The organism is Mangrovimonas sp. ST2L15 (assembly GCF_001280515.1).
Classification (GTDB): Bacteria; Bacteroidota; Bacteroidia; order Flavobacteriales; family Flavobacteriaceae; genus Mangrovimonas; species Mangrovimonas futianensis.
Genome location: NZ_LBIQ01000015.1, coordinates 71386 through 96802, shown reverse-complemented (window position 1 = coordinate 96802; position 25417 = coordinate 71386). Strand labels below are relative to the sequence as shown.

The window sequence follows — 25417 nt, the reverse complement described above, 5'->3', positions numbered from 1 at the left end:
AAGCTTGATTTACAAGTAGTTGCGGATTTTTTGTTTTTATTTTTGTACGATTTTTGTATGGTTTGTTTAATTGTGATTCAAGTATTGACACTTTTCTTCATTGCACAAGGGTGTAACAAAATTATTCGGTAGAAAAGGGATTATGTTCACGAGATTTTTGTCATTACTTGGCTTGCTTGAAGGAGGAAGGAGCTTTTGATGCGGTAGAGTTAATGACTTGGTGGGATGTTTAGGATTTTGGGATGTGTGAGAGCCGCCAATCGAAAAGGTTACCTCGGTAGCAAGGAAAAGACATTAAGAAAAGATAGTTGAGCCTCTTAATTCCCTGTATTATTGATTGTATCACAACAACAACAATAAAAATAATTATTGTTTTCTATTGTTGGCTGTTTTTTTGAATTAGTGATTTGGTGTTGACCATTAACCTTTTATTTCCTTTATTACTAAAAAAAGCATAGCCCCAATTAAGGGGCTGTTGCAATTTATTCCAATGTTAAATAACCTATTTACTTTATGATTATATGATGGCTTTCAGATTCATCACCATCCTGTATGACCAAAATGTAATGCCCTTCCTTTAAATCCTCAATATCCATTTTTCCTTGTGCAGGAATTTGAGTTTTTACTTCATTTCCATTAAAATCATATAAAGTAGCTCTTGAAGGTGTACCCGAGAATTTCCCATTCTTCTCAGATGGTTTAGTTGAAGCTGTTCGACATGGTGCAGGAATATTTGGAGTAGGGTTACTCGTCCCTATTTCTAAACTCGAACTTGTTGGATTGGGATATACGCTATAAGTTAATAATGGTGGGTCACAAGGATCTGGGTCCCCACCTCCACCACTACAATCTTTTGAAACAAAGGTGTAATCTCTAGTTATGGTCCCACAATTGTTACTGGTAGTAAACCTAAAGGTTGCTGTATGATTTACAGCCCAAAGATAAAAAGTAATATTGTTGCCTTGTTGACTCCATGAAGTGGTATGGGAAGAACTTAACAATGTCCAAGTAACGGATGTTTGACCATTAATGCTCATATCAGTATACATTTGTTGATTTTTGCATACTTGATTGGTGTATCCATGTGATATATATTCACCGTTGCTCAATTTGGCAATTACTGTAGGAGCTCCAACTCTAATATTTAATATTTTTGTTACATCTCCACAAACTGTACCTCCATCCCCATAGGTTACCTCTAGGGTTATGTTTCCACTAAGATTGTTATTAGGCGTAACAGTGACCGCATGTGAATTGCTGCCAGACAAAGTAACCAAGTTACCTCCACTTGTAACTGTCCAATTATAGGTGCTAGCAATATTTGGTACAGAATAAACACTACTAAAACAGAGGTACTCGTTTCCAGATATTTGTGTGTCGTCACATATATATGAATAGTCTGTGGTAGTTGCATTATTATCACCCAGTTCAGTGGCGAGCCAGTTACCGTTTCTAGTCTGAAACGAAATATGCTCATTGTTTTCGCCTGGAGCGAACCCTACTATGAAATTTTCAAAATTAGAGGTTAAAGCTGGTTCAGGTGTGGTTCCTCCAGAATAGCTTTTAAGGTAATCTGACTGGTTTACTTGATTACTATTCCGTTTAATATCCAGAGCACTAACAACTGGAATGAATCCATATTTTTGATTGTGAACTATGACAGGAGGGAATTGATCAGGCAAATTACCTAAGGCGTTGTCCACATCATATGAGCCACCTGGATAGTATCCATGAGGTAATATTCCACTTGGAGAATTTATATTCCTCTGCGTTACATTCTGGGTAATTGTTAATAGCCAAAGTAATTTTTTTTCATAATTGATACTTCCATAATACACTTGTTGGCCTCCTCCATTAGGTGTTGACCTTAAATCAAAATCATAATACCATTTACTGGCTCCAGGTAAAGAACCTACGAACGATAATCCTATGTCATTAGACCCTGCAACAGCAATCATATTAACAATGTCTCCAAAAATATCAGGATTATCTAAGTCATCTACTTGAAGAAGAAGGTCTCCAGGAGAAAATCCATGATCGTCAGCACATTCACTACCATTGCTTATCGCAATATTTCTTGGGCCTTGAGGGTAGCCCATAGCCTCAAACTCTTGTTGCCATGAATCATGGAGGTCTGTTGTGGCATTTTCTTCATAATCAACCCACCAATAATTCATTTGCACTGCCGCAGGTGAGTCTTGTATAGTTAAGTAGGCTTCTGGACTTACATAGGGATCTACCGTTGTGTTCCACCCAAATAAATCGTTAATTAGACTACTGCCCAATTCTGCTATGCCATAAATTACTGGCAATGCATTTTCTCCTATGGCGTATGCTACGGGTGTGCCCATATAGAAATTTAGCATGTGCCTTGAAAAATGCTGAATGCTTATGGGTGTATTGCTTCCTTGCATAGGACTATCATGGGCAATGAAAAGTTCTACATCATGAGGTGATGTACTAGGGTCATTAGGGTTAAAATTAGCGTCTTCTTGCTCCATACGGGCTAAGGTGTAACGCCCAATGACACCACCCATACTTTGCCCTAACAGCACGTTATGTTCATTGCCCTGCTTGTTAGTATTCACCCAATCCAGTACCATTTCCAGCAAGTCACTATTTTCCCTAATGTCTCCTACTCCATTGTTCCAGTTGATATAGATGATATCGTAGTCTTGACTCATGAAGTCAATATCTATTAAACTCCTCAAATTTGCTCCAGAAAGATCTATTCCGTCATCAAAATCCATAATATTGGTATCTCCGTATGCTTCATCGGGTGCAGTGATACTGCCAGGATCAAACCCTTCTACCAGAATAAAAGGCTTCGTGATTTCCAGATTTCCTGGAATAAGGTCTATCTGTAAGGTGACAGATTTATGAAGGTTCTGGATATTTGAAGACCCATATAAAAAAATACTATGTTCTAAAAATTGAGGTTCTTGAGCTATTCCCGTTAGGCTTATAAAATAAAGTATTAAAATGAGTTTTTCATGATTAATAGTTTGGTTAGTTTATTGAGTGAAAATGGTGTCAAATCTACCATTTCTAATTTCAATGATATTTCCTGTTGTCGGATGTTCTATGTCAAATTCGAATGTCCCCGATACGATGTGGTTTGTAAAATCCAATAGGGTTATTTCTAAAAATCCATATTCTGATTCACAAGTAAAATAATCCCCCATTAAGTTTGTAAACGAAACTTCACCATAATGAGAATGAGGTATTTCATAACAGCCTAGTTCATAAGAGTTGTTGCTTTCAATTTCCGCTGAGTTAGATCCCAATATGATTTGTCTTAGGATATTGTGAGAATCATTCTCAGCTCCTAAGGCAAAATAATACTCGTTATCTACAAATTGATAATAACAGTTAAAATAAGTTCCTGTCTCAACAAATGCCTCTCCATTAACCAAGCAACCAAAAGTGCCTGCTCCTGTCTGAGTAGCGGGTGGTAATTTATCTATTTCGGGGGTGTTGTCATCGTCATCGTTTTTGCAGGCAAATAGCAAAACAAGGGCAATTAAAATTAGTTTTTTCATAAAGATTTAGTTTATTATTTAGGGATTACCATATCTGTCTTCCCATTTAACACTTGTAAATTTTTGGTTTATTTCTATTTGAGTATGGGAATATAGTATTTGATTGTTCGTTAAGGTTACTTTAAATACCACATCATAAGTGCCATTTGAAGCGTAGCTAATGGCATAATTTTGATTGTAATTGATTTGTCTGTAGCCCAATCCGTCGTTAGGGTTGAGTTCGATTTTCTGTATATCTAGTGCCATATTTGATAACATAAGATTCAATGGGAGTACAAGGTTGATATCCCGTTTATTGTATTTAGTTACAGGTAATGAGAATGCGATTGCTAATTGCGACAAATAAGGATTTTGCCAAGTACCATGTATGTATTTGTCATAATACTTATTGTTGTTTACAATAATTTTATTTTGAGCCAAAGCATTTGGGCTTATTATCGAGTATTCATAAAGAAGTCCCGTAATTACCAGGGTGTTTTTTGACGTTGTATTTTGGTCAATCCTTTCTGTGATCCAATTGTAGGCAACATGATGTATGTTTGGAAAATAGATTGTGTCATTAGTAACTTTACCCATGTAAAGGGTTTTGTAAATGTTGCTTAAAGAAGCCATATCTACATAAGTGCTGTCTGTTAATGTGCCATTGTAAGCCTGTACGTTAGCAAATTCCATAGCATAATCCAATAATATGGCATGGGGCACTTTGGCTTTATCAAGACCTTGAAAAATGGGATTAATATAGTTTTTCCAAGAAGCGTTTACTTCTTTTTGACCAAATGTGATTGATGTAATCATCAAAAGCATGAGAGCAGGAACTATTTTATTCATGATTAATTTATTTAATGTTAAATGTTAGATACTGTTAAAAGTATAAAGAATGATTATATTTTAATTACGGTAAAAACCGTAATTGATATTATTAAATTGTAAAATTGTTTAAAATTACGTAGTTCTACGTAGTTAATTTTGAAGGGAATAGTTAGGTGAGTGTTTTGAAAGATTCTAAAAGAGGTTAGTTTTTTCTTAGTAGTTTTTCAAGGTGGTAATATTCAAATTTTAAAAATACAATAAGGCTTTAACTTACTATTTACAAGAGAAAAGTATTGATTTTGATTCTGGATTTAATAAAAGATAATCTTAAAAACCTATCTATATTTCCTGTAGTTAAAACAATTAGTACTTTTAATTAGGTAATAGCCCTGTTTGTTTTAAAATAATAAATTCTCCAGCTATAATTACGAAACAAAGGAATAGAAAGAACTTTAATTTTGTTTCAGATGCTTTATCGCGCCAAAACTCTCCGTCAAAAAATGAGAGTAGGTCAGGTTTTAATGAATACCAAACAGATTCATTTAAGGAGCCCTTTTTTTTAAAGAACAACCTAAATAGTTTGGTAAAAAGGAATATATCCAAAATTATAAATCCAACTATAGAAAGGATGAGTAGTATAATCATTTGACTATTTGTAACGAAATCTTAATAAAATTGACTAGTTAATCTATTGGTCTTGTAACAACAATAAAAGTTACAGATTCCAATAAGATAATATGGCTTTGATTATTGACTGACTAAATATTAGGTTACTTCTTTAAATCTTAATCCACTACTTGTAAGATTAGGGGGTAATACCACTCCTTTTTTCTCTGTTTTTAGTTTAAGGCTATTTTCAATTTCAAGAATGAATTTACTTTTTTGAATTGTCTAGATGATAAAAAACATAGCCCCGATTAAAGGGCTATGTAATTCATTCTATTGTTAAATAATCTATTTACTCTATGATGATATGGTGGCTTTCAGAATTATCACCATTTTTTATGACCAAAATGTAATGACCTTCTTTTAGATCTTCAACGTCCATTCTTCCTTGGGCTGGAATTTGAGTTTTTACTTTATTTCCATTAAAATCGTATAAAGTGGCAATTGAAGGTGTCCCCGAGAATTTTCCATTATCCTCTGATGATTTAGTTGAACCTGTACGACATGGCGCAGGAATATTTGGGATTGGATTGGTTGGGGCAATTTCTAACCCAGAACTTGTTGGGTTGGGATATACACTATAAGTTAATAATGGTGGATCACAAGGGTCTGGATCTCCGCCCCCTCCACTACAATCCTTAGAAACAAAGGTGAAATCTCTGGTTATGGTACCACAACTGTTGCTGGTTGTAAACCTAAAGGTTGCAGTATGGTTCACTGCCCAAAGGTAAAAAGATATATTATTGCCCTGTTGGCTCCATGTAGTGGTATGGGAAGAACTCAGCAGTTGCCATGTGACAGTGTTTTGTCCATTAATACTCATATCAGTATACATTTGTTGATATTTGCATACTTGATTGGTGTGTCCGTGTGATATTAATTCACCATTGCTTAGTTTGGCAACAACAGTAGGTGTTCCAACCCAAAACGTTTTTGGTTTTGATATAGTACCACAATCCGAAGTTATTTCCGCGGTGAGTGTTACATTACCACTGTAACCTGGATTTTTGGTTACATTAACACTATTATTATTGTTAGGTGTCAATGTTAAGGAACTGGTTGGTGATACGCTCCAAGTTACTGTAGTTCCTGTTAATGGGATATCGGGTATGGTGAAAATGCCGGTAGAGCAAATAATATCTTCACCAGATATTTCAGTTCCATCACACATAAAAGAACAGTTGAATACTTCCTCGTCATTGTTGACGGAGTTTATTTCTTTAGCCAACCAATTCCCATTTTTGGAATTGAAAGAGATATGGTTTTCATTCAAACTATAAATGTCTTCGTAAGCCGTAATAAAGTTTTGAAATGGAATTGAGAGGTTGCCAATTGGAGGATTTTCTGCATTGTAAATTCTATTATAATCATTGTGGTTTAAGACAGTTGAGCCACCACCCACATCAAGAGCGCTTGGAGTAGGGATAAAAGCAAAGTTATCAGAACTATTAAATGTGATGTCATAATATCCAAAATAACTAGATGAATCAAAACCACCACTATTAAAAGGATTGCTGTACAATCCTGCGGGGTAGTTGTCGTATGGCAATATGCCACTTGGGTTGTTAAATGATTCATTTGTAATGGAAACAGTAATGTTTGCTATCCAAAAGAGTTTTTTGGTGTAGGTGAGGTTCCCTTTGTATATTTGAGCTGAGTTTCCATAACTGGGGAATGCCCGAGCAGTAAAATCCATGTCAAAGCTGCTGTTTCCTGGTAATCTTCCTAACAGGAATGCCGGAGAGTTAAATTGGTCTGCTACAATATCTGTGGCTACTCCACTTAACATTTTTAGAATATATGCAATGATATCTGTTAGGGTGCTAGTCTTTCCTTCTCCTTTTACTTGTAAAAAAATAGAATTTGGGCTGTATTCTTGAGGATTGGCACAATGACTACCATTGCTTATGGCTATATTACGGGTTTGCTGTGGGTATCCTTTTAGCTCTAGTTCATTTTGCCAGTTACTGTTATTATCTACTCCAAAACCATTATTTATGGTGTGGGACAGTAATTGTTTGGTGCCAGGAGCCTCAAGTAAGGTTTGTAAGTCTTCTATGGTTACCGAGCCACCATCATTGGGATTTAGGTTTTGGTCTCCTGCTGGGGTGCTTACAAATTGGTCTATCATATGACGTGCAAAATACTGTATGCCCAATGGTATATTGGCTCCTTGGTGTGGGGCATCATGACTTATATAAAGACTGGTCTTATGGTCTATCTGATTGTCTTCCATATCTTTAAGGGAATAACGAGCTATTACTCCCCCCATACTTTGACCCAGTACAACATTAGGTTCATTGCCCACTTTGACACTATTAACCCAGTCTATAATATCCTCTAGCAAATAAGCATTACGCTGTTAATAGTCTCTTCCATTGTCCCAGTTGACATAGATAATATCATAGTTTCCAATTTCTAGCGGCAAACTTCCTGAAGCATCTAGAACTTCTTGTTTAAAATAAGCATATCTGCTATCCCCTAACGGATTTTCTACTCCAGAAAGTCCCGTGTCAAATCCCTCTGCCACAATCAATGGTTTAGTTATTGATGAACATCCATCTGTATACCTGTAATCTATTTCTAATACTGCGTTATTTGCATGCCCTAAATAGGTTTTGGTTCCATGAAATTCTACTTTATCTACACCCAGAGAATCTGTAGCACAAGGGTCATTAATACTTCTATTCATCATTGGTAATATTGTAGATACTCCCTCAATTTTTATCTGGCTATGGCTATAAAGGATTTGGTTATTGGTCAAAGTAAGTTTGTATTTCCACTCATAAAATCCCGCTTGTTGGTAGGTGATGGTACGTACTTGGTTGAGTGCTATATTTTGGTAGCCATTTCCATCACCAAAATCTATATATATACTTTGAACATTAACACCTTGATTTGTATACCATAGGCTAGCAGGAAGTTGTACTTCAAGGCTTAAACCGTTGTAACTTAAAACTGGAGGGGCTATTGCAAAGACCTGTTCAGTTTGGTAGGGGTTTTGCCAAATACCACCAACATATTTATCATAATACTTATTATTGGAAACCGTAAGGTAACTTGGGTAAGCATTGTCCTTAAACCTGCTATATTTAAAATATAGCCCGCTTAACACCAAACGTCCAGGCTGCCTTAAATTATCCCAATTATTCCTGAAGTTTGTGGCATTTATCAAACCAGAAACATTTGTTTGGGTTTTAGCCATAAGCAGCGTATGGTAAATTTGGGTGTAATGCCCTCGATGCAAAAAATTATCGCTATTTATCGAGCTGCCATCATATGCAGTTAATTCTGTAAATTCCATGGCGTAATCTTGTAGTAACTGGTAAGGTACTTTAGTTTTATCTATACCTGCAAATACACTGTTCATTTGGTTTGCAAAACTTGTGTTTACGGTCTGAGCTAAAATTGGAGCATACCATAATAGCGTTAAAATTAAAGTAAACTTGATACGATAGTATTGAAAATTCATATTGTCAAATAATTTAAAGGTTAAATGCAGTGTTAAATTAGAGACTCATTCTACAGGTAGAAGACAGGTTCTGGTTTATTGACTAAATAGCATATCAAAGCGACCTTCTCTAATTTCATGGACTACGCCATTTTGGTCTTCGACATCATACCAAAAGGTACCTGAAACAATATGGTTGTCAAAATCCAATTTAGTGATAGTCAATTCTCCTGTGTGTGTATTAGAAGTGTAATTAAGATATGTTTCGTAAAAATATTTTCCGGAAGCATTACCATTGATATTTTCTTTTAGTACATAAACTCCATCTTGATTGATTTCAAGATTTTCGGTGTTACAACCCAACCTGATTAAATTTAAATCAATCTCTCTATTAGCTTGAAGTGCAAAATAGTATCCTCCATTTACAAATTGATAAACGCAATCCAATGGGTTTCCTCCGTTGCCAGGTAAAAAAGGCTCTCCGTCTAGTAAACATCCAAAGGTATTTTCACCAGTTTGCGTAGGTGGTGGCAGTTGGTCTACAGGGTTTGCGATTTGGTCGTCGTCTTTATTGCAGTTTGTTATGGAAAAAAGCAGTAGGCAGTAGGCTAATAGGGTGAAATGTTTTTTCATGGTGATTTTTTAGTAGGTTAAACTTAGAATTTTAATGTTCGGGAAAGTTTTGCCATACTTTTTGAAGGGAAAACCCTTTATTATGAATTATAGAGTTCATAAATGGTTTAATAATGAATGGTAATATTAATGACTCTAATATAGGTAGTTAACTTTTAAAATGAAATACGTATAACTACGTAATTTTGGCTATACTTCAAAACAATTTATAATTGTTGTCAAATATATTCAACTGAATTGTGGGTTGAGTGGGTGTTTAATTTTAACCAGTTGGCTTCTCTCTAACCTTGTAGATATAAAGCTTGAAACAACAATTTAATTATTGTTGTTGGAATAAGTTTTCAGTTTTTAACTTGCTGTTAATTAGGCGGTAATGATGAGGGTTGTATTGCAACAAGGAAAAAGATTGATTGTTGTAAAAAAAAAAGCCCTCTTCTAGATCCAATGGCACTGAATGTCCATCAGTTTGTCATAGCAAGAGAGCTTAACACTCAAAAATGAGTGAATAGGATTTGCAAAATATTATTTATCCAGATTAAAGAACAGGGATGTGTTTTTGGTAGTTCTTAATTAGATTTGTCATAGTTTCTTTATTAAAATTAATTGTTCAAATATGGCTTTTTATAAGTATAGTGATAGACTTTAAGGTTGAGTGTATAAGACATAACAAAAAGGATGGATTAAAAGTTAGTTGGTGGGAATACAGAATTATTTCAAAATTATCAGAGGAAAAAGTTAAAGAGCTTTGTGTGAAAAATTAGTTCCAATTGATTTAGAAAAGAACAAAAAAAATCTTTTTACACATGAACTGGTTCAATTTAACAACATAACTAAAATAAAAAACTCCAGTTGTGGAAATATGTATAGTTACATAGTTAAAAAAGAAGCCACTATTTAAGTTGTAACCAATTATAAATTTATTGCTTTTTATTTCCTTTAAAAAAACATTTGATTTTTTAGTGTTGAATGTTGAAATTTAGGGTAATTTTCACTTATTTAATATGTTGGCGTTTGATTCTTATTCAACATTGGGTCAACAAATGCACATTCATTCATCTAGCGTTGTGCAAATTGGTCGTTAAAGCAAAATGATTTGAAATTTTCGGTGAGCTCAAGATATAAGTTAAATTTGTGGTGAGATATCAATTAGTTGAATTGTTGATGGTTTTCATAATTGTAATATTGCTAAGTAATCGAGGTGGTTTTTTGCAAAATTTTAACATAGTGGAGCAAGCAACGAATAATAATTTCTGTTGCTTTGGTTGGTTTTTCGGTCTGTAACCACAACTAAATGGTTCTTTTACCCAGTAAATTATGGGTAACCATTGCAGCAACGTAAAAAATCCGTTGTTTTGGTTGGTTTTCCATTAGGAACCACGGCTATATGGTTGTAATGCCATGGGGCTTATAGGTAACCATTGTAGCAACGTAAAAAATCAGTTGCTTTTTTGGTTGGTTTTCGGTTTGAAACCGTGGCTGGGTGGTTTTTATGCCATTGGGCAAATAGGTAAGGATTGCAGCAACGTAAAAAAATCCGTTGCTTTTTTGGTTGGTTTTCGGTTTGGAACCGTGGCTGGGTGGTTGTTATGCCACAGGGCTTATAGATAACCATTGCAGCAAAGAAAAGTAACGTCGGTTGTTTGTGGCTCTATAATCTCACAAGGGCTAGCCTAATGTCAAAGTTATGATTTAAGATTGGCTGTTAATTGGTGTTGAAATTGGCTCATGTTGATGTATTGTTGAAAAAGTGTAGCACACAAGCGCTTTTGGTGAGTGGTAATTGATGTGGTTTTGTCAACAAATCAACAGGAGTTAGATGAAAAAGTCTTTTCTGTTAAACGTATAGTATCTTCCCTTGATATTTGTACACTCTACGAAATAGGAATTATTTATTGGGTTAATCGTTAAGTGGTATTTTGGGTAAGAGCCGTTTTTGCTTTCAACTTTGAAAATTTTCTTTACGACCTCTGAAACTTTTGAAGTTGAAACTCTAATATTGTTTTTGGTCAGTTTTTCAACTAAATCAGACAATGAGTATTTCATTTCATCTTGCTCGAATTTGACAAAATCATCCAAAATCAGTTCCTTGATTTCTTTATCCAATTGTGATCTATTGCCATGAACTAAAGTTGATAGCGCTTCTGTATAAATTTCCTCCTTTGTGAACCACATTCGAGTTCTTCTTTTGGACGTTATTTTACGATTGTTTAAATGGTTTACAAAGTAGGGGAGTTCCTTTTTTAAGTCTTCTAATAAATCAGGATTCTCGTTATCGTCAGTTAGGGACGGTATCTTTCTTACCCAGTATCTTATTTCGGATTCATCAATTCGTATAAAATTTTCTTCATTATTTGAGCATAGGATAAATTTTCCGAAAAAAGGGTTTTCAGCCTTGTCAATCCCCTTGGATTCCATTTTAAAGGTAGTTGATGTTGAGAGGTTTTTAAGTCTTTCACTGTCTTCCTTTTTGTCTAGAAGGACTTCATCCACTGCTATAACTAACTTATTGGCCCAATCAGAGTTAAATTTGCTGCGAAAATCTTCATTTTTGTTGATTGTCATGTTATTTTGAAATATGAGCTTTACATAGTTTAGAAAAGTTGTTTTACCTGTTTTTCTGTCTGAGCTAACTAGGCAAAGTATGGGTAAAATGTGTGTGGGCTTTTGCCATAATATTGTTAGATAATCCATGCCTAAGGATAATTGTTCTCCAAAAATATGTTTTAAAAATCCCAGTGTTTTATTGAATTTTCCTTCACAGAATTGATGCTCTATCTTTTCATATCGGTTATAAAAGTTCCCAATGATTTGCTGATAATTATTATTTGATGGAATTAAGCAAAATCCATCAAATTTGGGGATTTCTTGTAAGAAGTCTTTACCTTCATCAGTTATTATTTCGCTTTTTTTCCATCTGGTTAAAGCATTGTAGCTGTCTCCACTATGTAGAGGGACGACAATTTTTTTATAATATTCTGTGCCTATTCTGGTATAATTATTTATCATCGTGATTTTGGTTTTTTGTTAGTTTTAAGTATCCAATTCTTTTGTCTCCTTCTGGCTTTTTAAAGTTGTATTCAATTTGAATTGTGTCAATTGAATTATCCTCTTTATATAGGCTTTCCATTCCATTATGAATTTCTTGAAGGTAGGCCTTTGGGCTTCTTTCTGCCATGCGTTTAGCTTTGTCTATGTCCAGAATACATTTGTCAATGATTTGAGAATAATTTCCTGTACCAACTAGATTAAAAGATAAATCAGATAGCGAATAACATACCTTTGATAGCAAATTGGGGATGTTTTTGATGATGTCTGGTTGTGTTTTGGCATTATTTTTCATTAGAGCTATAAATTGGGGTTAAACATTCTATTAACTCTGCTTTTTTGTAATACCTCCTTGCACCGATGGCATAGGCTTTTACCTTGCCCTTATTTGTCCAGTGATAAAGTGTGCTTTGGTCTATCTTTAGGAAGTTGCTAGCTTCCTCTCGTGTGAGTAGTTCATCATGAGAGTTTGGAATTAGAATTGACTTTCCGAAGTCATTTAATTGGCTCCTGACTGCTCCTTCAATTAATTTTTTGAGTTGGTCAAAGGAAAACTGACTCAACATAATTTGATCTAGTTTCATAAAATGATTTTAAAATTAAACTTGAGACCAAAATTAGATAGATGAAGTCAGCTCGAAGGAGGAGAAATTGCACCTTTTTTGGTGCGAAATTGCACCTTTTTTAATGCATTATTGGGTTCTTTGCAATTTCTATAATAGTGGTTCGGATTTCATTACTAGGCGATACAAATATTTAAAAGGTATATATTTTTCGTGGTTTTTGGGCAGGCTTTGTCTTCCGTTAATTTGGTCTAAATGGATATTGTATTTGGATAATTCTTCCATAAACTTATTTTGGGTGCAGTGAATGAGTTTTGTTCTTTTCATTGCAAAAAACAAAAAGCTGAAATTTGCAGATTCCTTAGTTTTATTGTTTCCATAATCTTGAATATATCTGATAAATAGCTCTTGGGCTTCAGAACTAGAAAAAACATCTGGAGGGAAGTTTTTACCGCGATTTTCATCTTGGGATGTTGTTTCAGCTGGTAGAAAGGCTGAAGAGTTTTGAATAGAAGTTGTAATATCTTCTAAATTCTTTAAAAGAGCTTTTAGTTCATTTCTAGAAATTGCTATTGATTTTAAATAACTTCCTTGAAATACATCGATCGAAAGTGTTTTAATTGGAGAATTGTTCTTTTTGAGTTCCTCAAGCTCAATCAAAACGATCTCAATTCCATTCTTCAAATACTGAAGATTGCTAACGCCATATTTTACTTTATTTTCTTTTAGTAGGAACTCAAGATGATCGTGAAAATAATCCTTGTTGTTTAGGTATCCATGCGCTAATTCTAGGAATATGTCTTCTTTAGTTTTAAATGGATTGGGCATTTTATATGATTTGAGTAAAATTAGATTTTAAAAGACCTGAGTTTTTGAGTACGGCATAAAGTGCACTAGAATTGGTAAAATTACGTATTTCTACGTATTGTAAGAATTATATTGCTTATATAGTTTTGAGGAATAACCTTTAATTTAAAAATTTTGAAGCATTTGAAAAAATCAATTTATTTAATTTTTGTTACGTTTTTTGTTACTTTTTATAGTTGCCAAACTATAGAGGAACCAGATCTTGGTACCGAAAAATTTGAAGCATTGGATGGTTATAGTCATTCCATAGTGAGTTTAGAGGATTTGATGGATAAACCTGACATAGTCGCAAAGCTGGATGCTTTATCTTCGGAAGATTTAAATTCCAATATTAATCAGCAATATTCTAGGGAAATTTATAACCAAGAATACGGGTTTTCAATAAACACAGATTGGGTAAAGTTGATTACAGATCCTAATAGTGATTACCATTCTTTTAGTTTTTTGGTTTTTCGTGATAATCCAGCAAATAACCATGTAGAAAATTTGGTTTTTTCATATGTCGGTGATGGTAAGTATGATGTTTTTATGGTTGAATTCTCTTTTTCTAGGGAAGAATATTCAACTTTAGATTTGCAAAGTTTGGATAATTTAAACACAACCTTTACATCAATAATATTTGATGAATTAGATTTAGAACAATCTTCAAAGGTAAGTGCTCAGTTTGTATGTGTTGAAACTTGGCAATGGCATGAACAAACTACGCCTCATGATGGTCAAGTTCATGGAGCAAACTGTACAGATCCTAGATGCTTAAATGGAGGGAGTTGGGAGTTGGAATCTAATTCTTGTACTTGGGTTACCCAAGGAGGAGGGGATTCCTCACCAACAACTTCAACACCGGACCCTGGATGCTCTTGTGGAGCCTCTTCTTCATCTGGGGGTAATATCCTTCCGTTTGTTGTTAGTCCCAATTTAATAGATCAGGGTATCTACTTAAATCTTAATTTAAGTGCGCTATTGGATTTGTCTAATGATGATGTTGAAATTGTTGATTGGTTGAATAATGAAATTAATTGGATAGATGCTCAAGCTATTTTGGATTATATATTAGACAATGAAGGATGTAATGTGTTAAGTGTTAATCAGGGCAATATTTCTGAGGAATGTGCCATTGCCTTAGAAAAAGCCTTGATGACTTTGGAGTTAAGATCTACAACAGATGATAATTGGGATTATAGTCAAACAGGTAATTATTCAGGCAATCCAGCATTGTCATATGTTGCTACATATCAATTGCCAAATAATGAAGGAATGTATTATTTGATGAGCAATGAAGATTTAGTTCTTTTTGCAACTCAGCAACCAAGAATAATAAATCCTTCCAGCGAGTTGACTATAGCTCCATCTGATATTCCCTTGGATGAAGCATATCATTACATGTATAGCTATTCTGAGAATGAATGGTATGAATATGGTTTGCCTAGTTTTGATCCAGATTGTCTGTCTTGCGATATAAACTCATTTTTTGAATCAGTAATAGAGAACTCTTTAGTTATTGCAGGGAGATATTTTCTGCCAGCTGAAGATGTGATTATTTTAATTACAGGAGAAGACTTTTATGGTGTTGATTCTAGTAGAGCGGTAGCTGGTGGATTTATTTTAGTTGATATTATTCCAGGAGCGGCCTTAGTAAAAGGTCTCAAGTTGATAAAGTATGGAGATGAACTTATTCAAGCAGGAGAATTAATAGTTAAATATGTTGACAATACATTTAAGACACAAAAACAAATAATAGATAATGTTCTTGATGGCGTGGATTGGTTTGAACTTGATTTAAATAATTCAACTGTAAGGAAAGGTAATTTTGGTGAAATGACCACTGATGTAAGGCTGTTTGAAAGAGGTTATGAGGCAAAGCATACTAGAGCTATAGATTTGGATGATACTTCGGTTACCAACGGGGGTATTGATGGAATTTTTGAGAATACTACAAATGGACAATTTTTAATTGTTGAAAGTAAATATACATCTAATTACAACGTGAATCCTCAATCACTTTTAGGTGATACTTCAGATGGAATTCAAATGAGCCAACCCTGGATTCTATCTAGTAATCGAATAACTAATGCTGTAAATGGCGATTTGTTATTGAGTTCTCAAATATCACAAAATTATATTAGTATTTTAAATGTTGTATTTCCTGACGGGACAAATATTTTTTATATTTTAGACGAATTAGGCAATGTAGTTGATGTTTATAACCCATGAATTTAAAGCAAAGAGATCCTTTTAAGAGCTATAGTTATTTCAAAGAATTGGTGGACAGAGAAGTTAAGGATTTGGAAAAAATTGAACGTAGGTTTGAAAAAGATAAAAATTCCTTGGATGTGAAGATTTTGCAAAGGCAAGAGAAATTATATTTTGATTTTTTTAGAAATCTTTTAATAGCCAAATATTCTAAAGGGGATGATTTTTCAAAAGATGAGGTAAAAAAAATCCTTAAAAAATCTGCAATGTATTTCCTATCTCACAGGAAGCATGGTGGCCTAAGTTTGGCATATGTGCTAAAGGATAGAAAACCATTGTATTATGGGCAATATGTTTATAATGTTTATGTTGCGCTGATTCAGCTTTTGTCAATTGCTAGATTAATTCTTCCTCCAAATGACGAATATTTTATCTTATTTCATGAACAATTTGAGAGGGATAATGTAAAGGATTTGTTGTTAGAATATTTAGTGTATCCAAACGTAAATCTCAACTTTGAAGAAAGTGAAAAAGCCTATGTTGATATTGATAAGAACTTTGGCCATTTAAAAAAAGTAATTCAAGAAGGTGATAAGATAAATTTATTAAGTGAACTTAAATTTTTCTTGGAAAATAAATGGTATCAATGTCTTAAAGGGTCGGGCTATTATGGAACCCATAAGAGCAACGAAATTCATCGAGGTTATTGGTGTTTTTTAGCGGCTGCTATCGTGAAAATTGAAAATTTGAATGATGAAACGCTTCGTGGAAATATTTATTATCCTGATGATTTAAATTGATTTTTATATTTAGGAAAGCTTGCGTTTGGTAATGCAGGCTTTCTTAATTTATCTTAAAGCGTATTCTTCTATCGTCAAAAGAATTTAGATATCTCTAAAGCTAAATCTTTATTGCTCTTCCCAATGTATTTAAGAAACATTGCTTCCGTGCTGTGTCCAGTAATATACATTAGGAATGTGGTAGGAATAATTCCATAGTGATTAGTGGCGAAAGATCTCCTGCCAATATGAGACGAAACTAATTCGTGTTTTGGAAATTCCCCAGAAATTTTACGATAAATTTTACTGTCCTTTTTAGTCTCCTGTTTTTTACTTCCTTTAATGATTTGATTGATTTTTGCTAAGTCACATACATCTTTTATGTATTTATTGTATTTCTGGTCAGATATTGGTCTTGGGAAGTTTCCGTCTCTTCTGCTTAAAATCTTCATGATTTTTTGGTGCACTGGAATGGTCATTATTTTTCCAGTTTTCTTTTGCGTAAATTCAATTAGTGGCTTGTTTTTTTCGAACCTAATCATGGATTTATCAAATCTCATGAAATCGGAAACTCTTTGACCGCAGTAGCAGCTGATTAATAGCCAGTCTCTTGCATTTGTAAGGCTTTCGGTAAGTTTATTTTCATCAATAGATTCTATGGAGGTTATTTCCTTTTCATTTAGGTAAATATGATCGGGTTTGAGGTATTTAGGTTTGATGGAATCTATTTGGTGGCTAATTGAATGCCCGTTTAATTTAGCATGATTGCATACCGTTTTGATTGTTCTAAGTGCCTTTGCAATGGTATTGGACGAATAGTGATTGTTTAAACAGAAATCTTCGAATTCATCTTTGAAGGCAAGATTTACTTCATTTATCTTGGTTTTTCTTTGTGTATAATTATCAAATTTAATGACTAGGTTTTTCACCGTAGTATATTTTTTTATGGAGCTATCGGAAATTTCTTTTCCTTTAATTCTTAGAAAATCTTCGAAATATTCTACTAGTCCGTCAGTAGGTTCTTCTATAAAATCATTTTCCTCTTGGTAGTAGGCTTCTAATTGGTTGTTGAGCCACTTTTTGTCAATAAGATTTGGGTTGGAGTTGTGGAATTTTTTTAGAAGAAAACTTTCAATTTTATCAAGTTCGTCGTTAACTTTTTTTCTTTCATTTAAAATATCTATATCCTTTAATCTTTTTAAATTATGTTTCTTCCAGTAATTTTTTGAAACGACAAGTTTAGTTTTTGTGCCGATCACTTTATCTTGGTTATTAATTCTAAAAAGAAGTCTTAAATTTAATGGAGCATAATCTTTTGTAGATCTGTAGAGGAAATTAATGGAGGCCATAATTGTACGATTTTTGTACGGTAAAAATACGTTTAATACAAAAACATGCAAATACATTCAAAAGTTAAATTGTTTATAAATCTTCTAAAGCTTTGTGAATAAAGAGAAGTCTGGTTGTTTTAGGGTGTTTTAAGATGTTCAATATTTGAAAAGTTCAAGTCCCGCCTTCTGTACTAGAAAGATCCGTAACAGGCTTGATTTACAAGTGGTTGCGGATTTTTTGTTTTTAGTTTAGTGCGATGCATGTGGTTTTGGCTTCCAAGTTTTTTAACTACTTCTAATTTTTACTTACTGTTCAGGGATCTAACTTTGTTTACCTCAGAAATGTCCATATAAACCGCTTTTTTTTTAATATATTTTTATGGATCTGTAATTTTATATAATAAATTGGGTAATGACATCACTTTTACAGAACAGACAATTATTGATTAGTATTTTTTTTGGTCTTGCCATCATAAGTATTCCGTTTTTGTCATCACCAGATTTGTCATGGGATTTTAGCATATTTAAAGTTGAGCCCTTTAAAAAGAGCTTGTTAAGTTATCTATTATTGTTGGTTTTCTTTTATCTCAATTATTACTTTATTGTGCCAAAGTTTTACATTTCTAAGCGTTGGGGATTGCTATTGATAAGTCTGTTAATCAGTTATGCTATTATTTATTTTGTTCCAGATTTATTGATGGATTTGAAACCAGATTTGCCTATCCCGAATAACCCCGGTAATATGCCTCCCAGACAGGGCGGTCCTGAAGTGAAAAATCCGCTATTCAATATTTTTCCACGGGAAAGTCGTCTGTTTCCTTTTGTCTTGATTTTCCTATTATCACTTTATTTACGTTTGGATAACCATTTAAAAGATTTAAAAAATGAGCAATTGCAAACAGAACTCTCATATTTAAAGGCTCAAATTAACCCCCATTTTTTATTCAACACTTTAAATACGATTTATGCATTGGCTTTAAAAAAGGCGAATACCACTCCTATGGCAGTTTTAAAACTATCCAATATAATGAGGTATGTGGTGACAGAAAACGATCAAGCTCGTGTGTCTATTCAAAATGAGATTGACTACATTAACGATTATATTGACCTGCAAAAATTGAGGTTAAGCGACGATGTTGTAATCAACTTTAAACAAGAAGGTATTACCGACCATCATTCCATTGCGCCTATGTTGCTTATCAACTTTGTTGAGAATGCCTTTAAATATGGGATATGTCAAGATGAAAAATCAGAAATAGATATTTTGATGTCCATTGAAGATAATACACTTTTTTTTATAGTTAAAAACACCAATTACAATACGCAAATAGTTGACATAAACTCTACAAAGGAAGGCATAAAAAACACTCAGAGACGTTTAGCTTATATTTATCCAAATAAACACGATTTAAAAATTATTGAAACCTCGCAATATTTTAAAGTAAAGCTGGAAATAGAATTGCAATGATTACAGCCATAGCCATAGACGACGAGCCACTTGCCCTTGAAATTATTCAAGTGTATTCTGAGGAACTAACGAGTGTAATGACATTGGCACACACATTTACTAATTTAGATAATGCTAAACGTTACATAAATAAGTTTGATGTGGATGTCATTTTCCTGGATATAGAAATGCCAAAGGCAAACGGGATCGATTTTTACAATGCTTTAAAGAAAACAGTTAAGGTTATTTTTACTACGGCACACTCAAAATATGCAGTTGAAGGTTTTAAGATTAATGCTTCAGATTACTTATTAAAACCAATTTCACAAGAGCGATTCAATCAAGCTGTTCAAAGAGTTGTTAAGCAAGTAGAGCTTGAAAACAGTAGCTCAAAAGAAAATACGCACTTGGCTATTAGGGCCAATTATAAACTATACAATATAGCTTTAAACACCATAATTTATATTGAAGCTATGGACGATTATATTAAAATCCATTTGGAAGATGATAGACCTGTGGTAGCACGTTCAACCATGAAAGCGGTTTTAAGGAAATTGCCAAGTTCTAAATTTATTAGAATACATAAATCGTATATAGTTGCCCTGGATAGAATAAAAAGGATTGAAAACCAATCGGTAATAATTAAAAATAATACCTTTCCGATAGGAACTACCTACAAAAAAAACATAGAGAATTTCTTATAAATTTTCACCTCAATTTTCCTGCTACATCCTTAAATGATCAAATTTACCTCACTATAGACCGAGTTCCTCGCAATTTTTTTCGCAATCCATTCATTGATAATAATTTAGGATTGTAACTAATTTTTTTGATGATGAAAAGAAATGAATTTTTAAAAAAGGGGCTGATAGGTATGGGAACCATTGTTGCTATCCCGACAGTTTTTAATTCCTGTTCAAGTGATGATGATGCTACTGTTGATGGAGAAAATGTAGTGGGTGATTGTACGCTTTCACCAAGTGAGACGGCGGGTCCTTTCCCCATAATGACTCCGGCCGATTTGGTGCAGGCCAATATTGTTTCAGATAGAAATGGTGTAGCATTGTTGATTAATATAACAGTTCAAGATCAAAGTGATGATTGCAATCCGTTGTCTGGAGTGTATGTAGATTTATGGCATTGTGATGCAGAAGGCAACTATTCAGAATACGGTGGCACCCAAATGCAAAGCACCGATTATACGGATGTACATTTTTTAAGAGGTAGGCAGTTGACAGATGAAAATGGTCAAGTTTCTTTTATAAGTATTTTTCCGGGATGGTATAATGGAAGAGCTCCACATATACATTTAGAGATTTTAGATTCCAATGAAAATTCTATTCGGGTAACACAGATTGCCTTTCCAAAAGATGTTTGTGATACTGTTTATGCAACATTGGGTTACAACGGTGAAGCAAATACATTGAATGCAAACGACAATGTTTTTTCAGATAGTTTGAGTGGGAATATGTTGGATTCCATCACTGGAAACACATCGGATGGTTATACGTTGTTGAAAACGGTGGTAGTTTAGTGAACAAGATAGTTATCATTGCCTTTGTTTGTTAAATAAATTACGGATAAAGAATTAATAGCAAAATAATATTTATGATAATCCAAGTCTATGGACCCTACAGGATGGGTTAATAGCGATTCCGGGCTTTCTTTAGGAAGGCTCGGTTTTTTTTTGTTCACCCTGTTGTATAGATGGTTGACCTCAATTGTTTTTAAAGTTTAAAGTAATCGGATAAATTTGAAAACATATATGAAGCCATTAAAAGGTTATATAGCAGATTCATATTTATTTTTTGATTGTTTTAGTTAGTCAATTAAAAGCCTTAATCATGTTTGATTAAGGCTTTTTAATGTTATAAGTCAAACTATTTTAATTTGTTTATTATCTTTCTTAATAGGATTTTAAAGTAACATTATGTCGAATAAAAACAATTACTTTTGCGTATAAACTACACATATGAGTGACCAATTTATAAAATTAACGGTTGATGCTGTCGTATTTGGATATGAAGAAGGTAATATTTCGGTACTATTAATTAAGAGAAAATATGACCCCTTTAAAGGAGCGTGGGCTATTCCTGGGGGATTTGTCCTCAATGGAGAATCTTTAGAAGAAGCAGTCGAGAGAGAACTACATGAAGAAACAGGTGTTAAGATAAACTATCTTGAGCAGTTATATACATTTGGTAAACCCGAAAGAGATCCAAGGGGGCGAGTGGTATCTGTAGCATATTTTGCTTTGGTTAGACCTAATGCATTCAAATTATTTGCATCAACTGATGCAGCAGAAGTAGAATGGTTTAATATTAAGAATCTACCAAAACTTTCCTTTGACCATAAAAATATTCTCGACATTGCTATCAAAAGATTGCAAGGTAAAATAACCTATGAACCTTTAGGTTTTGAGCTACTTGATAAAAAATTCCCTTTTTCAGATTTAGAAAAACTCTACACTACTCTTTTAGGTAGGGATATTGATAGACGAAATTTTAGAAAGAAAATATTGAGTTTAAATATCCTTGATGAACTAGAAGAAAAGACTTCGAAAGGATCGGGTAGACCTGCCAATTTATTCCAATTTAATCAGAAGCGTTACTTCCAGCTGAAAAAAGAAGGAATAATATTCGAAATTTAAAAAGCTTAAAATCAATTAATTAATATATTTGCGTAAAAAAAACGCAAAATATGTTTGGTTGAAATATTTTCTCTGACTACATTTGTGTAATAAATACGCAAACTAATATTTAAAACTCAAAGTTATGTTAGGAATAAATTATATAAAATTCGACTCAATGAATTATGTAATTCATTACAAGGCAGGGAAAATTAAAAAAGAAGGGAGAGGATTGTCATTCTTCTATTTTTCACCTAATTCATCTATAGTTTCAATTCCTGTACAAAGTGATGATTTTCAATTTGTATTTAATGAAACAACTAAAGATTATCAGGAAGTTTCATTGCAAGGTCAGGTCACCTATAAGATTTTGAATCCAAAACAATTGGCCGAGACTTTGGACTTTACTGTAAACAACAGAAAGCAGTACTTAAAAAACGATTATGAAAAGATTCAACAGCGTATTATAAATGAAGCTCAAACAGCTAGTGCGTCTATTATTCAACGTTTGAGTTTAAAAGAAGCTTTGAGAAAGCTTGATGAGATAGAAACTGAAATATTCACGAGTATTCAGAAATCCAAAACGGTTCAAATGCTAGGTCTGGAAATTTTAAGTGTAAATGTATTAGCTGTTACTCCTAATCCCGAAATGGCTAGGGCATTGGAGGCGCAAATGAGAGAATCTTTGCAAAAAGAAGCCGACCAGGCTATTTACGAACGTAGAAATTTTGCTGTTGAGCAAGAGCGAATGATAAGGGAAAGTGAATTGAATACTGAAATTGCTGTAGAAGAAAAGCAAAAACAGATTGTCGAAAAGAAAATGGAAACAGATGTAGTGAAACAGCAAAATGAACAAAAGCTAAAAGAAATGGAAATGAGCTCCAATATTTCCTTAGAAGAAAAGAAAAAAGGCCTTATTGATATTCAAGTTGCCAATGAGAAGAAGGAAGCTGATATGAAAGAGTATGTTTTAAATGCGAATTTAAAACCATATAAAGAGGTGGACTGGAAAACTTTAATGGCTATAAGTAACTCTGGAAATAACCCAAGTAATAATATAGCATTGGCTTTTAGAGAACTTGCTGAAAATGCCGATAAAATTGGGAACTTGAATATTTCCCCAGAATTGTTGGATTCAATACTAGCCAGTAAATAATTAAGTATGAATTTTGAACGAGCAATAATAATTAGAGAAAAAACAAGGCTTGAGCAGCTAATCGAAAGATTTAACTCAAAGGCTCAAGCCAAGTTTTATATCGAAAGGTCTGGAGGTGATTTCAATTTTTATGAAATAGAAAATGAAAAATTCTATGAATCATTGAATGAAGTTCAAAAAAGTATTTCCAAACATTTAAAGCTCAAGATTATTTATCGTTCGTTTTTGCCAACTTATATTTTTACTGAAAATGATTTGATTGTAGTTATAGGACAGGATGGATTGGTAGCCAATACAGCAAAGTATGTAAATGGATTTCCAATTTTAGGAGTAAATCCAGACCCAGAGCGTTATGACGGTATTCTGTTAAAACATACTCCAAGTGATTTGAATAATCTAATTAAGGAAGTGGTTAAAGGAGTTTTTGAGACAAAGAAAGTCACTATGGCTCAAGCAAAATTGAATGATGGACAAACCTTATTGGCATTTAATGACTTTTACATAGGAGCAGATTCACATATATCTTCTAGATATGAAATAGGGTTTAAAGGGAGAAAAGAAAAGCAATCATCAAGTGGAATTATTGTTTCCACTGGGGCTGGTTCGACAGGTTGGTTGAGTTCCATTTTCAATATGTCACATAATATTTATGGATTTAACACAATTGGGGAAAATGAGCATCAATCTCAAATTAATTGGGAAGATGAAAAACTAATTTTTGTAGTTAGAGAACCTTTTTTGAGTAAAGTTACTCAAACAGATATAGGCTTTGGGGTTATAACTAAAAGACAAACGTTGAAAATTGAATCTAATATGCCAACCAAAGGTGTTATTTTTAGTGATGGTATTGAATCTGATTTTTTGAATTTTAATTCAGGGAGTAGAGTAGAAATAGGTATTGCTGGAGAAAAAGCTAATTTGATAATATAAATGATTTTAAACAGAGAAAGATGAACGAAAAAGATAAAAAACAAATTAGTAAGTTTTTAAGTTTAGTATTAAGACATAAACCTGATAGTATTGGCCTCTCATTAGATGAACAGGGGTGGGCTTCTGTAGGTGAAATTTTAGAGAAATCTGAATTGCGATTTACATTTAAAGAAATGGCAGAGGTTGTAACAACAAACGACAAACAGCGATTTTCATTTAATTCAGACCAGACTAAAATTAGAGCAAATCAAGGGCATTCATTAAAGGAGATAGATTTAAACTTAAAGCCATTAACGCCTCCATTAGTTTTATATCATGGTACAGTAGAAAAGTTTATGTCGCAAATAAAGTTATATGGCCTAAAAAAAATGAGTCGCCAATATGTACATTTAAGCAAGGATAAAGACACGGCAACAAATGTTGGATTGAGAAGGGGAAAACCTGTAATTCTCAGTATTAGAGCATTAGAAATGTGCAATAATGGGCATCAATTTTTTAAATCAGAAAATGGAGTTTGGTTAACTGATGAGGTGCCAACAGCATTTATAGACTTTAATTCATGAAACAATGAAAAGAACATTAGTGATTGGGGATATACATGGGGGCTTGAGGGCATTAATTCAAGTTGTTGAACGAGCTAAAGTAACTAAAGATGATGTTTTAATTTTCTTAGGTGATTATGTTGATGGGTGGAGCGAATCTGCACAAACTATTCAATACCTTATTGATTTATCAGAAAAGCAAGAATGCATTTTCATTAAAGGTAATCATGACGTTTGGAGTGAAAAATATTTGAAGACAGAGGAGGCTAGCACAACTTGGCTGTTTCATGGCGGGAGCTTGACGGTTGAGAGCTACGAGAAATTAACAGAAGAAGAGAAAAAAGAGCATTTATTCTTTTTTGAAAGAATGAAATTATATCACATTTACGATAAAAATAGGCTCTTCATTCATGCAGGTTTCACCTCTATGAAAGGACCAGAGCAAGAATTTTATGAATCTAATTATAATTGGGACAGAACACTTTGGGAAATGGCTCTTGTAATGGATAAAAGAGTTAAAAAGCAATCAAGCCTTTATCCTAAGCGATTAAAACTTTATAATGAAATTTATATAGGTCATACTCCAACATTGTATTATGATGTTTAACTTCCAATGCAAGCTATCAATGTTTGGAATGTAGATACAGGAGCAGCTTTTACAGGAAGACTTACCATTTTAGACATAGATACTAAAGAGTTTTGGCAGAGTGATCCATTACCCGAATTATATCCTGATGAAAAAGGAAGGAATTGATCAATGAAATTGGACAAAACCTAGTTGTTGTAAAAATATGATCTTGGATTAAGTCCATTGCTTTTAATATAACTCATCATGT

20 protein-coding genes and 1 pseudogene are annotated in these 25417 nt (G+C 33.4%); 10 read left to right on the top strand and 11 right to left on the bottom strand.

Annotated features, from left to right (window positions below):
* Nucleotides 1–506 precede the first annotated feature (506 nt).
* The 10 genes from ZA07_RS00790 to ZA07_RS00735 form a co-directional block, all read right to left on the bottom strand.
* Nucleotides 507–2750, bottom strand: coding sequence for a T9SS type A sorting domain-containing protein (locus ZA07_RS00790; RefSeq protein WP_157492007.1), 2244 nt, complete (start codon nt 2748–2750; stop codon nt 507–509).
* Between the two features lie 264 nt (nt 2751–3014).
* Nucleotides 3015–3542: a DUF6252 family protein gene (locus ZA07_RS00785; protein WP_053969831.1), complete on the bottom strand. Its 528-nt coding sequence runs from the start codon at nt 3540–3542 to the stop codon at nt 3015–3017.
* A gap of 18 nt (nt 3543–3560) precedes the next feature.
* The gene (locus ZA07_RS00780; protein ID WP_053969830.1) at nt 3561–4370 is read right to left on the bottom strand and encodes a hypothetical protein; all 810 of its coding nucleotides are present in this window, start codon (nt 4368–4370) and stop codon (nt 3561–3563) included.
* A gap of 940 nt (nt 4371–5310) precedes the next feature.
* Nucleotides 5311–7290, bottom strand: coding sequence for a T9SS type A sorting domain-containing protein (locus ZA07_RS00770; RefSeq protein WP_157492006.1), 1980 nt, complete (start codon nt 7288–7290; stop codon nt 5311–5313).
* Nucleotides 7291–7380: 90 nt separating this feature from the next.
* On the bottom strand, nt 7381–8490 hold the full coding sequence (locus tag ZA07_RS00765; RefSeq protein WP_053969827.1) for a hypothetical protein: 1110 nt from the start codon (nt 8488–8490) through the stop codon (nt 7381–7383).
* Between the two features lie 75 nt (nt 8491–8565).
* Complete coding sequence (locus ZA07_RS00760) at nt 8566–9102, bottom strand: hypothetical protein (protein ID WP_053969826.1); 537 nt, start codon at nt 9100–9102, stop codon at nt 8566–8568.
* A 1812-nt stretch (nt 9103–10914) separates the two neighbouring features.
* A complete protein-coding gene (locus ZA07_RS00750; RefSeq protein WP_053969824.1) occupies nt 10915–12108 on the bottom strand; it encodes a primase-helicase family protein in 1194 nt (397 codons plus the stop codon).
* Complete coding sequence (locus ZA07_RS00745; RefSeq protein ID WP_053969823.1) at nt 12098–12442, bottom strand: hypothetical protein; 345 nt, start codon at nt 12440–12442, stop codon at nt 12098–12100. Before ZA07_RS00745 ends, ZA07_RS00750 begins: the two co-directional genes overlap by 11 nt.
* Complete coding sequence (locus tag ZA07_RS00740) at nt 12432–12731, bottom strand: helix-turn-helix domain-containing protein (protein WP_053969822.1); 300 nt, start codon at nt 12729–12731, stop codon at nt 12432–12434. The genes ZA07_RS00745 and ZA07_RS00740 overlap by 11 nt, the downstream gene beginning before the upstream one ends.
* A gap of 129 nt (nt 12732–12860) precedes the next feature.
* Nucleotides 12861–13538, bottom strand: coding sequence for a hypothetical protein (locus tag ZA07_RS00735; RefSeq protein ID WP_053969821.1), 678 nt, complete (start codon nt 13536–13538; stop codon nt 12861–12863).
* Between the two features lie 162 nt (nt 13539–13700).
* Here ZA07_RS00735 and ZA07_RS00730 point away from each other — a divergent pair, with 162 nt between their 5' ends.
* On the top strand, nt 13701–15788 hold the full coding sequence (locus ZA07_RS00730; protein ID WP_157492005.1) for a hypothetical protein: 2088 nt from the start codon (nt 13701–13703) through the stop codon (nt 15786–15788).
* Nucleotides 15785–16567 (top strand): PoNe immunity protein domain-containing protein, encoded by a 783-nt coding sequence (locus ZA07_RS00725; RefSeq protein WP_053969819.1) that lies wholly within the window; start codon nt 15785–15787, stop codon nt 16565–16567. The genes ZA07_RS00730 and ZA07_RS00725 overlap by 4 nt, the downstream gene beginning before the upstream one ends.
* A gap of 74 nt (nt 16568–16641) precedes the next feature.
* Here ZA07_RS00725 and ZA07_RS00720 read toward each other — a convergent pair whose 3' ends face one another.
* Nucleotides 16642–17895: a phage integrase SAM-like domain-containing protein gene (locus ZA07_RS00720; protein ID WP_053969818.1), complete on the bottom strand. Its 1254-nt coding sequence runs from the start codon at nt 17893–17895 to the stop codon at nt 16642–16644.
* Nucleotides 17896–18289: 394 nt separating this feature from the next.
* Here ZA07_RS00720 and ZA07_RS00715 point away from each other — a divergent pair, with 394 nt between their 5' ends.
* From ZA07_RS00715 to ZA07_RS00680, 8 genes and pseudogenes are all read left to right on the top strand, one after another.
* Nucleotides 18290–19345 (top strand): sensor histidine kinase, encoded by a 1056-nt coding sequence (locus tag ZA07_RS00715; RefSeq protein WP_053969817.1) that lies wholly within the window; start codon nt 18290–18292, stop codon nt 19343–19345.
* Nucleotides 19342–20028, top strand: coding sequence for a LytTR family DNA-binding domain-containing protein (locus ZA07_RS00710; protein WP_053969816.1), 687 nt, complete (start codon nt 19342–19344; stop codon nt 20026–20028). The genes ZA07_RS00715 and ZA07_RS00710 overlap by 4 nt, the downstream gene beginning before the upstream one ends.
* Before the next feature lie 128 nt (nt 20029–20156).
* On the top strand, nt 20157–20858 hold the full coding sequence (locus ZA07_RS00705) for an intradiol ring-cleavage dioxygenase (protein ID WP_231628605.1): 702 nt from the start codon (nt 20157–20159) through the stop codon (nt 20856–20858).
* Nucleotides 20859–21296: 438 nt separating this feature from the next.
* Nucleotides 21297–21974, top strand: coding sequence for an NUDIX domain-containing protein (locus tag ZA07_RS00700; RefSeq protein WP_053969814.1), 678 nt, complete (start codon nt 21297–21299; stop codon nt 21972–21974).
* A gap of 157 nt (nt 21975–22131) precedes the next feature.
* Nucleotides 22132–23109 carry an SPFH domain-containing protein gene (locus ZA07_RS00695; RefSeq protein ID WP_231628604.1) on the top strand — a complete coding sequence of 326 codons (978 nt, stop codon included), beginning with the start codon at nt 22132–22134 and terminating at the stop codon, nt 23107–23109.
* Between the two features lie 6 nt (nt 23110–23115).
* Nucleotides 23116–24039, top strand: a complete 924-nt coding sequence (locus tag ZA07_RS00690) for an NAD(+)/NADH kinase (RefSeq protein ID WP_053969812.1) — start codon at nt 23116–23118, stop codon at nt 24037–24039.
* A 20-nt stretch (nt 24040–24059) separates the two neighbouring features.
* The gene (locus ZA07_RS00685) at nt 24060–24602 is read left to right on the top strand and encodes an RNA 2'-phosphotransferase (protein WP_053969811.1); all 543 of its coding nucleotides are present in this window, start codon (nt 24060–24062) and stop codon (nt 24600–24602) included.
* A gap of 4 nt (nt 24603–24606) precedes the next feature.
* Nucleotides 24607–25335 (top strand): annotated as a pseudogene (locus ZA07_RS00680) (metallophosphoesterase).
* Nucleotides 25336–25417: the final 82 nt, after the last annotated feature.